General features: G+C 54.2%; 8 protein-coding genes. 5 read left to right on the top strand and 3 right to left on the bottom strand.

The genetic code is table 11. The features are described 5' to 3' along the window. Positions 1 to 645 precede the first annotated feature (645 nt). From MSL71_RS10220 to MSL71_RS10235, 4 genes are all read left to right on the top strand, one after another. On the top strand, positions 646 to 3,369 hold the full coding sequence (locus MSL71_RS10220) for a winged helix-turn-helix domain-containing protein (protein ID WP_180139832.1): 2,724 nt from the start codon (positions 646 to 648) through the stop codon (positions 3,367 to 3,369). A 206-nt stretch (positions 3,370 to 3,575) separates the two neighbouring features. Further along, positions 3,576 to 5,027 (top strand): reductive dehalogenase, encoded by a 1,452-nt coding sequence (locus MSL71_RS10225; protein ID WP_281374470.1) that lies wholly within the window; start codon positions 3,576 to 3,578, stop codon positions 5,025 to 5,027. A 15-nt stretch (positions 5,028 to 5,042) separates the two neighbouring features. Then, the gene (locus MSL71_RS10230; RefSeq protein ID WP_180139835.1) at positions 5,043 to 5,336 is read left to right on the top strand and encodes a dehalogenase; all 294 of its coding nucleotides are present in this window, start codon (positions 5,043 to 5,045) and stop codon (positions 5,334 to 5,336) included. Between the two features lie 109 nt (positions 5,337 to 5,445). After that, a complete protein-coding gene (locus MSL71_RS10235; RefSeq protein ID WP_180139838.1) occupies positions 5,446 to 6,645 on the top strand; it encodes an FMN-binding protein in 1,200 nt (399 codons plus the stop codon). A 283-nt stretch (positions 6,646 to 6,928) separates the two neighbouring features. Here the strand turns inward: MSL71_RS10235 and MSL71_RS10240 are convergent, their stop codons facing one another. After that, positions 6,929 to 10,069: a hypothetical protein gene (locus tag MSL71_RS10240; protein WP_180139842.1), complete on the bottom strand. Its 3,141-nt coding sequence runs from the start codon at positions 10,067 to 10,069 to the stop codon at positions 6,929 to 6,931. Positions 10,070 to 10,787: 718 nt separating this feature from the next. Between MSL71_RS10240 and MSL71_RS10245 the strand changes: the two genes are divergently transcribed. Further along, positions 10,788 to 11,255 (top strand): hypothetical protein, encoded by a 468-nt coding sequence (locus MSL71_RS10245; protein WP_180139845.1) that lies wholly within the window; start codon positions 10,788 to 10,790, stop codon positions 11,253 to 11,255. Between the two features lie 147 nt (positions 11,256 to 11,402). Here the strand turns inward: MSL71_RS10245 and MSL71_RS10250 are convergent, their stop codons facing one another. Both MSL71_RS10250 and MSL71_RS10255 read right to left on the bottom strand, forming a co-directional pair. Then, positions 11,403 to 12,554 carry a beta-ketoacyl-ACP synthase III gene (locus tag MSL71_RS10250; RefSeq protein WP_180139848.1) on the bottom strand — a complete coding sequence of 384 codons (1,152 nt, stop codon included), beginning with the start codon at positions 12,552 to 12,554 and terminating at the stop codon, positions 11,403 to 11,405. Positions 12,555 to 12,775: 221 nt separating this feature from the next. Continuing rightward, on the bottom strand, positions 12,776 to 13,708 hold the full coding sequence (locus MSL71_RS10255) for a hypothetical protein (protein WP_180139851.1): 933 nt from the start codon (positions 13,706 to 13,708) through the stop codon (positions 12,776 to 12,778). Positions 13,709 to 14,048 lie beyond the last annotated feature (340 nt).

Genomic DNA, 14,048 nt, shown 5'->3' on the forward strand with positions numbered 1-14,048 from the left:
AAGGGGGAAGGGGGGAAGGGAAGGGCGGGGGGCACAACTCGCCCCCTTCGGGGGCTCACCCTGTTCGGAGTCGTCGCTCCGCTCCTCCGGCATTTGGATTTGCCGGAGAAAAGGTAATGGCCATCTATAGAGAATTGGGGCCAAATTGGGGCCACCGGGGCAATCACATTGTATGGTGGGGTTGGTTATGCAGGTTGACACGGGCGCTAATAGCCCGTAGGTAATGTGTATAGTTGACTGGCGGGTTAGTTTGGGAAGGTGGATTTTGCTTAAACACTTCGAATCCGTAGGTCGCAGGTTCGAATCCTGCCAGGCGCGCCACTTGGAAGACCAAAGCCCCTTCTGCGGAAGGGGCTTTTTTGTTTTGGTCAAGTCCTTCACATTCCACGGGATCTCTGTGGTATTGCATGCCAAGGATTGTCTTGGGATCGCCTTTCGTTTTACCTCTCTGTGGTCGCTCCACTCCTCGCTTGAAATCCTTTGTGTGATATTCTCAAATTAAAAAAACTGGGGACATGTTGGGGCCACATTCGATGGCCCGTAAATCACGCCGTGACACCCCGGGGAAAGAGATAGGAGAAAACTCTGTGGGTATGGTATATATTGGCCGTTTTGCAGATCAAAGGAAAAGGCCAGGATGTTACGATGGATGCACTGCTGATAACCAAATTCCACATGCCGCCCCTGCCGGATGAGGCTGTTCCAAGACCACGCCTGAGCAACAAGCTCTCCCCAACGACCAGGGTATCCCTTATCTGTGCACCGGCGGGGTTTGGAAAAACCAGCCTGGCCATCGCCTGGCTCAGCCGGCAGACATGGCCGGTGGCCTGGCTTTCCCTGGATGCGAATGACAATGGGGCGCATCGCTTTTTCAGCTACCTGATGACCGCCCTGAACCGTTGTGTGCCCGGGGTTGCCAGTAAATCCCTTGGGCGTTTGTCCTCCCCTTCCTCACCTGATCTCATGGCTGCCATGACGCAATTGATCAATGACCTGGAGCAGGCGGGACGCCATGTTGTCCTGGCCTTGGACGACTATCACCTGATTGAAAATCAGGAGATTCATGCTGCCGTCAGTTTTCTGATCAATCACCAGCCGCACTATCTGCACCTTATTCTTATCAGTCGCACAGAGCCACCGTTGCCCATTGCCAGGCTCCGTTCGAAAAACCAATTGAATGAGATCAGGACCGAGGAGCTGCGCTTCAACACGGACGAGGCCCGCAGTTTTTTTAATCGGTCCATGTGCCTTGGCTTGACAGGGGAGCAGATCGCCAAACTGGAGAAGCAGTCCGAAGGGTGGATTACGGGATTGCAGCTCGCGGCCCTGTCCCTGAGGGAGCACCTGGACGCAAACGGGTTCATCGACGGCATGTCGGGAAAAGACCGGCATGTTGCGGACTACCTCGTCAGTGAAGTTCTTGCCCATCAGGGGCCGGAGATACAAAATTTTCTGATGCAGACATCCATTCTCAAGCGGTTTAACGCAGATGTCTGCGACGATCTCCTTGGCATTGAAAACAGCCAGCAGGTTCTGGAGCAACTGGAGAGGGGCAACCTCTTCATTGTCCCTCTGGACAGCAACCGGTGCTGGTACCGGTATCACCACTGGTTTGCCCAGATGCTCAGCAATCGCCTTCGCATGTGCGGCAGGGAAAATGTCACACGCCTTCACCGCCAGGCAGCAAGCTGGTTCATGGCCCACAGCATGTGGGAAGAGGCCATTGATCATGCGCTGGAGGCAAAGGACTACGACCGGGTTATCACGCATCTGGAAACGCACATCGACCGGATACTGGCCCGTGGGCATTTTAATATCTACCTGCAGTGGTTTAAAAAGGTGCCCGAAGACTACATGCCTTTGACCCTGACCTTGCATCAGTTGTTCTTTTTATATGAAATGGGGGAGTTTGAAGCCTTTGACCAATGCCTTCAGAGCATCGAAAAGCAGCTTGACCCCCTTGGTGAGGTCAAGGCGGGGGTAACCCCCGAACAACGAGGTGTTTTTTTGGCCATCAAAGGCATTCGCAGTGCATCTCTGTTTGCCGTGGACGAAGCAAGGGACCATTTTCATGGCGCCCTTGATGTGCTTCCTGAAGAGAAACGTTTCTGGCGAACCCTGGCACTTGGCGGCTACGGATTCTGCCAGCGGGTCAGCGGCGACCCTGCCGCAGCGATACAGATTTTCAGAAAAGCTGTCTCCATGGCCTTCAATGAGAATCTCTCTTTCTGCTTTTTTATGTATTCCATTGCGTTGGCAAAACTCTACATGGAATATGGACAACTTCAGCGGGCGCTGGAAACCTGCCGAACACTGGTGGACTACCAGGGGGCCGACGACGGAGGCGTCCCTTTTTCAGGCCTTGCCCATGTTGTCATGGGGCAGGTGTACTACCACTCAGGTGAACTTCTCCAATCCGAAAAATACCTTAAGCACGGGCTCAAAAAGATCATAAAAGACGGTGACGTCTTTTCCATTGTGGACGGGTACCTCGTTCTTGCTCTGTGCCTTCTGGATCAAGGCAAGCCGGATGAAGGTATCGAGGCCATGGATGAGATGAGTGCCTCCATTGACAACTTGACCCCACCGGATTCCGTGATCCTCATGGCTGCATCGTGCAAGGCACTGATCCATACACTGACCGGCAAGCCAGCTTCGACGAAGAGCGGGTTTTTGCCGCAAGGTGGCCGGGATCTTGCCGGTAAGGAATATCCCGACTTATCTCCCTTGAACTTTCAGGGCATCTACCGAACCGGCCAACAACCGTTGACATGTTACTCAAATGTCATCCAGCTTTTCGCTGCAAAAATGGCTGTGGAAACCCATAGGGCCGACGAGTCACTCTCCATACTCACTGAGCTTATCTCAACATTTGATGATACAACCAGCCTTCTGTTCAGGGCGGACGTGTTGATCCAGATGGCGCTTGCCCATCGCCGGCTTGGCAACGATGCCCTGGCGGTGGAGAGTCTTAAAAACGCTGTGGGTCTGGTTGCGCCCGAGCATTATTATCAGATATTCATGCGGGAAGGCCTGCCGGTCTGCGAGATGCTCAAGCAGGTCGGCAGCAAACTGGGTCCCGACAACCAGGAGGCAGCGTGTTTTATCGAGCGCATGAATGAAAAAGCAGCCGAGCCCTCCCCGTCCCGAAAGTCACGGCACGCTTCCTTTGACCTGACGCCGCGTGAGCTGGAGGTTCTTGCCTGTCTGGCCAAAGGCGCGAATTACGCAAAAACTGCTGCGCAGCTCTTTGTCTCTGTGAACACCTTGAAAACGCACATCAAAGGGATCTACGGCAAACTGGCTGTGGGCAACCGCACCCAGGCCATCAACAAAGCCAAGGAGTTCAGGCTTCTCCCGCCTTCGTAATGGCCGTGGATAAAACGGCGCTCTTCTCCCACCACCGCCTCAATACATCATGATGTTCTCACCCTTTTGTGTGACGTGCGGCTGTCTGCAAAATCACCCTCAGGGGTGATTTTTTTTCTTCCGTCTCCCTTTACTATGAACAGAGACAACATACACACGCAGGGGCACCCCCTGCAGATTTTTGTTCATGACTGGGAGGTGGAAATATGAGTGGGTCGGGTTCTCGAAAATCAACCTATCACTCGACAGTGGGGCGTCGCGATTTCATGAAGATGCTCGGGATTGGTGCCGGAGCTGTGGGAGCAGGGGCTGTCGGCCTTGGGTCAACGGCCACACCGGCCTTTGCCGATCTGGATGAGATGATGGCATCGCCTTATGCGGAACGCAACTTGCCCTGGTGGGTCAAAGAGGTCGATGAGCCCACCGTAGAGATCGACTGGGAGCATATGGAGATATTTCCTGGAGTCCATAAAACCCTGTTTAATCCCGAAGCGTGGGATAACAAGAAAGAATACAAAGCGATCCACGCGCGCAACATAGCCTCCACAACCGAGAAGGTTAAAAAGAACGTGCCGGGCTATTCCATTCGCGATCGTGCCCTGGGTGATGCCAACTGCTGGGGGTGGGGGGCCCTGAGTTCCATCGCCCCGTCGTGGACCGGGCCTGAGGTTGCGTCCTATAACGGGTGGGAGCATCCGACCATGTTCTATACCCCCGATCAGTTCGGGGTGCCCCGGTATGAAGGCACGCCGGAAGAAAATTCGCGTATGCTTCGGGTTGCCGGGCGTATCTTCGGCGCTGCGGACATGGGGTTTGTCAAACTCACGAAGAAAACCAAAAAGTTCCTTTATGGGAATATCCGTTTTGAGAAGGTCGACAAGGGCTACGATGCCGGAAACGGTACGGTCGTCCTGCCCGATAAGGACTTGTGGGTTATCTGTGCGGTCATCCCGCAGTCGTTGTGGATGGCTCAGTACACCGACCGCATGAGCTGGGCCTCGTCCAACACCGCAGCATACTCCAGGGCCAATATCTACTCCAACCGCATCAATGTGTTCCTGCACGGCCTCGGGTACCAGCACTACGGCGGGGATACGACCGCCGTTGGCCGCAGTGTCGGCTTCGGCATCATGTCCGGCATGGGGGAGTACGGACGTGCCGGTATCCTTGTCAGCCCCCAGTGGGGCACCAACTTCCGTACGGTCATGCTCACCGTAACAGACCTGCCCCTGGCAGAAACCAAGCCCATTGATGCCGGAATTGTTAATTTCTGTAGGGTCTGCAAGAAGTGCGCTGAAATGTGTCCGTCCGGCGCCATTCCGAAAACCGATGAACCTTTCTGGGGGGGAGACAAGTCCTGGCAGGCCAAAGGCATCAAGGGCTGGTATCAGGACGCCAAGAAGTGCTTTGCCTATATGCTCGGCGGCGATCCGGATTGCAGCCGCTGCCAGGCAGTCTGCCCCTTTACCAAGTTTGATGAAGCCGTCATGCATGACCTGGTTCGCATGTCCATTGCCAAAGCCCCGGCCCTCAACGCGGCCATCCGGAAGATGGACGACGTCTTTGGCTATGGGCAGGAACCCCCTTTGGAGAAGTCTCCCTGGGAAGTCGACCCCATGGATATTCCCCTGTTCGGTCTCGACAAATCACGCTCTTAGGAAAAGGAGAATGTCATGCGTATCGTTAGCTGGAACTGGTTCTGGTATGTGCTGCTCGGGTTTATCATGGGAGGGGGGGCTGTTTACCTCTTCACGCTGCTAAAAGAGAAGTGCGTGAGGCTGGTCTGGTATGAATGGGTCCTGACCCTTTTGGCGTTTATCACCTTTATGCTTCTGGGGCAGACCTTCATTGGCTCCTTCAACGAAGGCGAACCCCGGGCTGCCTGGTTAAGCGTTGTTTTTATGGGGCTGCCCATCGTCATCATGGCTGTCGTGACCTTACGGTCGGTTCGTGCCAGGCAGGCTTAGTTAACAGGCCGGGCTCCTTCCGGTCATCGTTTTGTGTTTTGGTGGGCATGCCCATGGAAGGCGGAGGGTCAGAAAGGGCCCTGGGTAAAAAAAGATGTCATCTGAATCCATGATCGAAAAGAAAAAGCCAGCCTGTAGCCACAACAGCTCCCGAAAAAGGGACCGTGTTTTAGCTGTGGGGACCCTGCTTCTCATTATCGCGGCCTGGGCTGCGGGGTTTACGTTGGAGCATGCAGATACGGAGCCCTGCCTGTATCAGGCCATGCCCGGGGCGGACCGTATCGAACAAACATCCCAGGGAAGCTATGCAGCCTATGGGGCTGACCAACTGATCGGCTACATAGGCGTCGGGGAAGGAACCGGTTACGGGGGGCCCATGAGCGTGGCGGTGGCAACGGATCTTGACGGCAAGATCACGGGTCTTGCTGTGATTCGTCACAGGGAGACGCCCGAGTGGTTTAAGCGCGTTCAGGAAAGCGATTATTTTTCCTGTTTTATCGGGAAAAAATTCAGCGATCCCTTTGGGCTTGGCGACGATATCGACGGCATTAGCGGGGCGACATACACCTCCCGGGCAGTGGCGCGGGCGTCCCTTGAGGGAAGCCGATTTGTGGCTGAAAACAATCTGGATCTTCCGGTTCCAGCCAGGAAACCCGTACAGGTTGTCTTTGGACCGCCGGAAGGGGTGCTGCTTGTGCTGTTTGCCCTTGGCTTCCTTGGCCGCCGTAAATCGTTTCGTTACAAGAAAAAGGTGCGTTGGCTCAGTATGCTCACCGGCATGATTGCTTTGGGGTTTATGTATACCAACCCGCTGACCCTCTCCCTTGTCAACAAAATGCTTTTGGGGTTCTGGCCCGATTGGCACACCCATCTGTATTGGTATGTGCTGCTCGGTGGAATCCTGTTTTGCCTGATATCGTTCGGAAAAAATCCCTATTGTGAGTGGTTTTGCCCCTTCGGCGCTGCGCAGGAGTGCCTCGGCACAATCGGCGGGGCCAAATCCCATGCCGTTCCCCGCTACAAGCTGTTCTTTACGTGGACTCAGCGCGGTCTGGCTCTGGCGGCCATTCTCATTGCCATGGTGTATCGCAATCCGGGGATATCCAGTTATGAAATTTTCGGCACCCTGTTTGACCTGAAGGGAAGTATCCTGCAGTTTTTCCTTTTGGGGCTGGTGGTGTTGGCGTCCCTGTTTATCCGTCGCCCATGGTGTCGCTACCTTTGCCCGATCAGGCCCATTGAATCACTGATCAGGTTCCTCAGAAAGTGGGTGAAAAGCAATGACTCAGCAAAAACACAGGTTCCGTAACGCAAAAGAGAGACTGGTGGTTGCCTTTGTGCTTCTTGGGTCCCTTCTGATCATGCTCCATGTTGGAAAAAACCTGACAGATGAACTGCGGGAAACATCGCACATGGATCCACCATCCTCGTGGTCTGCAGCGCAGTAAGCAAAAATCAGCACAAGCCAGGCACCGATAATCGGTCATCTTCACGGTGTTGTCGCCCAAGATCCGGGTGTCCTGCTTCGGGGGGAATACATCTTTTTTCATTGCCTCCGGCGGGTCAGCCGGAGGCAATTCAGGGCAGGCGCGTTACATCAAGTCCACATCCTTTGCTTCGGCGATTTTTACCAGGCGCTCTTGCAGGTTGGGGCTGAGGTTGTCGATGATGTCTTCCAGGTCGATATCATCAAAGCCATCGGCTTCGAGGAATTCGTCGTCAGAGATACCGCATTCGATGAGGGTTTGGATGGATTCAAAATCCGTGTCACCTCGTAAGTAGGTGTCGAACCGCTCCATCCAGGCCTCCTTGTAATCTATCTGCTGGAGCGCTTCCAGGTCCTCGATAAGTGCCTGCGGGCAACTAGCATCCGTGATGAACAGATGATAGGCGGTGATGCGGTCGTCTTTTTTGTGCTCGTTGCACCACAGGCCGAACCGCAGCATCTTTGCATTGCAGAGAAACCTCATGCCCCGGGTGGTTTTTTGAATCACGCACCATTGGTAGTGGGCGTTCTGGTGGTCCTCTAAAATCTCGGCTTTTATCTCCTCGTAGCGATCTTCGGTGATGGCGTCGTCTGAGGGAGGGTATTCGGGCACGAGAAAATCCTTCAACTCGTCGCCGGAAACCGGTTCTTCGTCGTAGGGGATCTGATGTTGCTTTAACCGTGCTTCGAAATAGTGGGGCAGGCGGGCGATATTTTTTTCCAAGGAACGACGCACTTTGTCTAAGGCCATCTTATCGAGTTCTGCCGTGAGCCCCTCCTGGCTGCCCAGGACGCGGGTGGCATGGCGATAGATTTTCATCAGGCGTCGCCGCGGCAAGCGGTGCACACCTATCCGGAGTTCCGAACGGATCGCATCAAAGGGGGCATCCAGGTAAGGCGAGCTCTTTTTCATCGCCTGTGCGGGTGCTGTCCCTTGGAGGTAAAGGGTCAACAATTGGAGGTAATGCAGTTGCGCAGCGGAGAGGTCACCCGGCCGTTCCGGGTCGATGTCATACACATCCCCATCGTCGTATATCCTGTAGAGCTGATAACTCCAATAGGCATCCTCTTCCAGGCCCAGGGGCTTTAAAGACGAGAGAGTGTCCATAAAAAGCTCCATATCGTCTATGTTTTCCAGTGCCGGCAGCATGCCGCTGAGCTGGGAAATCACCTTCATCGGAGCCATCTGAAAGGCGATCTTTAAAAACCTCCGGAAGATCTCCACCCCTTTGAGCGAGGGGATCTTCACAGCCCAGTAGGCCATGACCATGGCAAGGGTTGTCTCGTCCTGTGACCCATCAATCCATCCATACCGGGGCTGGTGTTTTGCAATCTCATCGTCGTCGATCTCGGCGTACCGGTTGAAGTACGCCACAAACGCATCCAGGGCCTTCTGGCCCGATTTTTTTTCAAATTCCCCTGTGCGGACATAGTGTTCCACCGGTTTCCAGTGGTGGTAGTTTTTAAGGATCTCTTTTTGGTGATTCTGCCGGTATTCGGTATCGTACACTGCATCTTTTTCGCTTTCGTACTCATCAAAAAGGGTCCATTGGCCCTGGCTCCCCAGGCAGGAGAGGATGAACCGGGGGCCGTAATCTTCAAGGTACGCCATGGCTGCCGTGGTAAGGTCACCAAACGCTTTGTCCCGGTTATCCCGAACGGCGAGATAGCTGGCCATGACGGCGGCAGCTGGCGGGGAGGCCGGGCAGGTTTTTTTTCCTTTTTCTTCAGTTTTTGGCTTTTCCAGGGCGAACCATTCCAGCAGGTAGGGGGCCGCCTGTTTTTCGTTTTCCTGCAGAAGCCTGAAGAATTTCGGCAGTGTTCGGTGGAGGTCGCTGAACTGGTACCAGTCCCTGACGTTGGTTGGCAGGACCTCGAATTGTTTTTTATAGGTGGTGGGGAAACGCTCTTCCAACTCCTCGTCGGTGGCAATGTTCAGCTCGTCCACAAGCCCGCGACGGGTCTCGCAATAGATGGGGGGAGAGGCCATGCATCGGTGCATCACATCGTAGAACCGGAAAATTTGCTCTTTTCCCAGGATGGGATCCTGCGCGAGGCACTCTTTTGCATAGGCGCCCATCTCCCTGAAAATCCACTTTTCCATGGGAGCATATTTTGCCTGCAAGGCCAGGTCGGAAGCCATGGCGCACTTGGCTTTTTTGGCCCCTTTTGCCAGGTCGGTTTTTTTGACGGCGTCCTGCACCTCCGGCCCTTCCCCCGTGGCGATGTAGTGCCAGAGGGCCTCTCCGTCCGGCAGCACCTTTGTGATTACCTCCTGCCAGGCATCGGCTTGCGGAGTGGCCTGCTGCTCTTTTACTTGATCTTCCAGAGCTTTCTCTTGCTCTTTTTCATCCAGGGATATGACAACCGGGCGCCCCAGGCGCTGTTCCACATCGGCCTTGAGCTCCTCGGCTTCCTGTTTGGCGTCGGTGGTCACAAAGGGCTGAGAGAGGTAGGCATCGGCGTCGAAATCATCGTCCCAGAAGTCCACGGTTCCCAGGACGTACAGCATCTCCATGACCAGGGTGCGAAGCGGGGTCTCGTTGTACTCGTCGAGGTCCTTAGAATACTGGAGAAGCGGCATCTCCCGGTAACGGTCTGCCAGCATCTGCTTGAATGTGTCGTAGGCGTCCGGGTGTTCCCGGAAGTGGGTGATCAGGTCGAAATTGCTTTCGATGGGGTCCCCGCTGTCGTCGTACCCGTCATAGGAGTCATACCCCAGCATGTTTTCCCGAACCGTGGCGTTGTCGGCATAGCAAAACGCCTTCAAGGTATCTTCGGTGATGCCCAGATTGTTTTTCCAGGCGGCCAGGCGATAGAGGGGTTCGTGCATGTGCTCGTCATCCCAGTACGGCACCAGAAAGCTGGCCAGCAGGTACCCGTATTTTGGGTAGCGGGTGGCGACGATGTGCAGGGGCTCGACCCCGAAGGGGGTTTCCACGGTGATCCACATTTCGGACGAATCGTTTAACTCACGGGCGTACCGAACCATGGCTTCACAGGTCGTTTTTATATCCTCTTCCAGTTCGGGATGAATCACAGCGCACAGGAACAACAGGTCTTCTCCGGTCATGGATGCCTGGAGGTTATCCATGTCGGAATCCTTATGGAAGTAGTAGGCGTCTTCCATGAGGTATTTTTGAAGGTCCGGATGATCGTCAAAGGCGGAAAACGGAATATTGTCACCGGTATGGTAAAAATGGGCAACACAATAGGAGGCGGTAAATGCGTCACCTGTTTGGATCAACTCTGTATATCGTTTTAACGCACGGCGCATGCTGGCAATATCTGCCGGGTGATAATTTATGGCATATTCCGGTGTGTATTCTTCAAGTCTCATCTGAACCTTTATCTTTGCATGTGTTTTTATGAACAGCACCAGGGGTGGTCATCAATTCTGGCTTTGCCCGGATATTTCATGAGTCGAGTGCACCCGTATTCAAGGCATCAGAGCGGCAGGTCCGGGTCAGGGGGTGGCCGGATAAAAATCACGCATACCAATGTGTATTTTTTACTTTTGCCATAGCCGCTGTGACGAGTGCTATAATTACTTAAAAAATAGTTTTAATTCGGGTTTGTTTTAGCAAAGTGTCCGATTGATGTATACCGTTTTTGATGGGGTTCGACATGGAAAATCAAGGACAAGCGGCTGTGCTGAAAAGCATTGGTCTAACATAGGGTCACATGCAAATGGAAATAACCTTTCGGGACATGCATCAATACTCTGGTTTTGTGGAGAAGGAACCTTGTGCATGAAACCTCTCTCTCCGTGGGCTTCAATGCGTAACCAAAAAGTAGCATAAGACTATCTCTGTTTTAATTTCTTGCTTGTGTGACGTGAGCTTTTTTCGTATCACGGAGCGTTTAGCAACGGGGCTGTTTCACGCCCTCTATACACCCTGATTCATTTCGCGATAAAGATGTCTGTGTGGTGTGATTTTTTTGATCTGTATTAAGGATGTGTTATGGGACTGTTGGGTAAGTTGAAGGCCGTGAAAAACGCCGTGACGGGCGGTGCTGCAAAGGTGTGTGTGGAATGCGAGGACTTCTCTTTTACCAGGCCTTTCACGGTCACCGTCGTGGCCCAGACCATGGATGCCCCGGTGAAGATGAGTCGGGTCTATATGAAGGTCCAGGGGCAGGAAGAGGTCGAGTTGACCGATACGGATGTGGTGTTTGATTCGGACGGGGACTCGAGTTGCCGTGTGGAGACGATCTCTGCGTCCCATGTAACGGTGGATTTGCAGTACACCGTGGCCGACGGCCAGGAACTTGAGGCCAATACGACCTACCGTTGGGATGTGCAAGTGGCGCTTCCCGAAGATGCGCCGCTCATTTACATCGGGCACAATTGCAAACACACCTATTGTGCCTATGCCGGTCTGGATTGCAGGGGAAACGACCCTGATTCCGGCTGGGTGGACCTGGTCTGACGGGCTTGCCCTGCTTCGGCACCTGTGCAACCCATGTCGAGCTGGCTCCCAGACAAAAAAGGCCCGGGAAACATCCCCGGGCCTTTTTTATTCCCTGTGAGCCGGCACCCCCGCCTTTGGTGCCGGGTCGTTACTTATCCGATGGAATCACACGGCATCGAGAAGCATGTAGGCGTTGGAGAAGCGCCCGCTTTCCGGGATAAAGCAAAGAACCTTGTGGCCTTTTTTCAGGTTGCCGGATTTGAAGAGTTCTTCCAGCATCACGTAAATGGAGGCGGAGCCCGTGTTGCCCTTGGTGCTCAGGTTGGTGAACCACTTTTCGTAGGGGATGTGGAAACCAATTTCCTGCATCCCTTTGTAGAGGGGCTCTTTGAAGAAGTGGGAGGAGAAGTGGGGCAGGAACCAGTCGATCTCGTCGGCGACGAGCCCTTTGTTCTCCACCACTTTTTTCAGGTGGCGGTGAACGGCCATGTTCACGATGTTGTCGCCGAGGAGCCGGGTGTCCTGCTTCAGGGCGAAAAAGTCGTTGTCCACGGCTTCTTCAAGGGAGCTGGTCTGCCGGAATCCCACCATTTTTCCTTCTTTGTTTTTCCTGCCGCCGGAGTACATGCACGTGTCGTAATCGCTGGCAAAAGAGATGTGGTCGATCCAGTCCACCTTGAGGGAGAGCCCCTCGGGGTTCTGCTCATTGGACATGTAGACGGCACCTGCCGCATCCGAGAGCATCCATCTCAGGAATTCGGCGTCAAAGATGAGCTCCGGGTTTTTGTCGATGTCTTTGGTGCCGTTGGTCTCTTTGTGTCTGAAAAAATTGGAGCGCAGGATGGAAGAGGCGATTTCAGAGCCCGTGGTCACGGCGTTTTTGGAGAAACCGGACGCCACGTTCATGTAACCGAATTTCAGGGCGCTGATGCCGCTCAGGCAAATGCCTGCCGTTGAGATCACCTCGCAAGGCGTGGATTTGAGCTCGCCGTGTACCATGAGGCCATGGCCCGGTGCCGTCACGTCGGGCACGGTGGAGCCGCAACACAGGCACTCGATGTCGCTGGCCGAAAACCCGTTGTAAGGCTTGAGGCCCTTGATGGCCTCGGCCGTGAGCTCGGCGTTGGTGTGGGTCATCTCCCCGGTATCCTTGTCCACGGCATAGTATCGGGTCTTGATGCCGTTGTGCTTGAGGATCTTGTTGCGGATTTTCGACGGGGTTTCGTTGATCATGCCAAGAACAGATTCCATCTCGTCGTTTCCAACAGGGGCATTGGGCAGTGCAACAGCGATGTCGTTGATGTAGACGTCTTTCATGGTTGGCTCCTTTGTGTTGAAGGTGAAACGTTATGGATTGACGACAATAACATCGGGTACGCTTAGAAAAGGGTTCGACTCTTTTAGGGCCATGCCAAGAATAAATTACACATGACGGGATCATCCCATAAGTCCTCAGCATGATTTTTTGATCGTTGATTCGATACATATCGAATTTATGTCGGAGTATCGTTATGTATTATTATTTTAGGGCATAGCCCTTACGTGCTTCCTTTTTCCGTGGCAAAGGGGTTGTGAAGGGAGGACAGGTAGGCCCCCACGCGGCCCTGGAAAAAGAGCCGGAGCACCAGGCTTCCCACCAGGCACAGGGGCACGATGACCAGAATCGAGAAAAACAACGAGAGGAAAAACAGGAACTCCATGGGGTAGCGGAGCCCGTACCAGAGGCGGCCGGAGAGTCTTGCCAGCTTGGCCCAGGGCCAGAAGAGGAGCAGGCCGAATTTTTCCGGCAGCATGTATTTGCCGCTCACCTCCGGCACCTCGTCGCTTAGTTTGACCAGGCGGCATTCATCTAACTCATCTTTTTCCAGGGCCACGGCAAGGCGATCGCCAACGGCCTCCAGGGAGTCGATGTCGCGGGTGGAGACCCCGGCGGCCGGCAGGGAGCGGATTACCTGTTTTTGCCCGGTGAAGAGCCACAGGGGGGTGGTAAGGAAGGTGGCCGAGGCGGGACCCTGGTCGATGAGCACCACATGGCCGATGATCCGGCCCCCTAGTCTCCGGACGAGGGTGCTGGCCTGGAACCAGGCGCGGTGCCACATGTTCCGGCAGGCATTGACCATCACCACGGGGGTCCCTTCAAGAACTTTAGCCCCCATGGTGTGCAAAAATCCCAGCATGGGAAGTGAGAGCTTCAGGAACCACACATGGTACCCTAGGATGACCAGGTCGTAGTCCCCCGGGTTCAATTCCATTTCAGGTGTCTCCATGGCCGGCGGAACTTCGAGGTAGGCTTCGGGAAACACATCGAAGAAACGGAAAAAGGTCCAGGGGTAGGGGTAGGCCTTTTTCGGGGAGAGAACCAGGGTCTCAACCTCCACCCCCTCCAATGCTTTGAGGGGCCGGGTCAGGGAATCCAGGCACTCACCCAACTGGCCGCTTTGGGAAAAATAGATACACAACACGCGTTTCATTCATCCGACTCCTTTTCTGGTTCTGTTGACGGGTAAGGGCTCGGTATTTGCTCATCATGCAGGAAATGGGCTCCATCTATTGCCTCACAATACCTGGCGATGAGAAATCCGTTGTGGAAAATTAAGCCCTCCAGGGGCGCGTCATTTTGCTCCCTGAGGATGCAGGCCACCCTCGGGGGTGTACAAAGGGACTGGGCGGAAAAAAATGAGGTTTCGTTTATTGGGATAAGGAGAATAAGGAAGGGTCGCCAACTTGACACACCTCGGGTGTATCTATATATTGGCTGGTAACAGTGAGAATACTTCTCTTATTCTCATGCCTTGGGGGTACAGGGTGTGG

The sequence above is a fragment of the Desulfoluna butyratoxydans genome (assembly GCF_900699765.1).
Classification (GTDB): Bacteria; Desulfobacterota; Desulfobacteria; order Desulfobacterales; family Desulfolunaceae; genus Desulfoluna; species Desulfoluna butyratoxydans.

What these genes read in the sequence shown, in the direction of transcription:
- MSL71_RS10220 (WP_180139832.1), top strand. Translation starts at nt 646, where the DNA reads ATGGATGCACTGCTGATAACCAAATTCCACATGCCGCCCCTGCCGGAT.
- MSL71_RS10225 (WP_281374470.1), top strand. Translation starts at nt 3,576, where the DNA reads ATGAGTGGGTCGGGTTCTCGAAAATCAACCTATCACTCGACAGTGGGG.
- MSL71_RS10230 (WP_180139835.1), top strand. Translation starts at nt 5,043, where the DNA reads ATGCGTATCGTTAGCTGGAACTGGTTCTGGTATGTGCTGCTCGGGTTT.
- MSL71_RS10235 (WP_180139838.1), top strand. Translation starts at nt 5,446, where the DNA reads ATGATCGAAAAGAAAAAGCCAGCCTGTAGCCACAACAGCTCCCGAAAA.
- MSL71_RS10245 (WP_180139845.1), top strand. Translation starts at nt 10,788, where the DNA reads ATGGGACTGTTGGGTAAGTTGAAGGCCGTGAAAAACGCCGTGACGGGC.
- MSL71_RS10250 (WP_180139848.1), bottom strand. Translation starts at nt 12,554, where the DNA reads ATGAAAGACGTCTACATCAACGACATCGCTGTTGCACTGCCCAATGCC.
- MSL71_RS10255 (WP_180139851.1), bottom strand. Translation starts at nt 13,708, where the DNA reads ATGAAACGCGTGTTGTGTATCTATTTTTCCCAAAGCGGCCAGTTGGGT.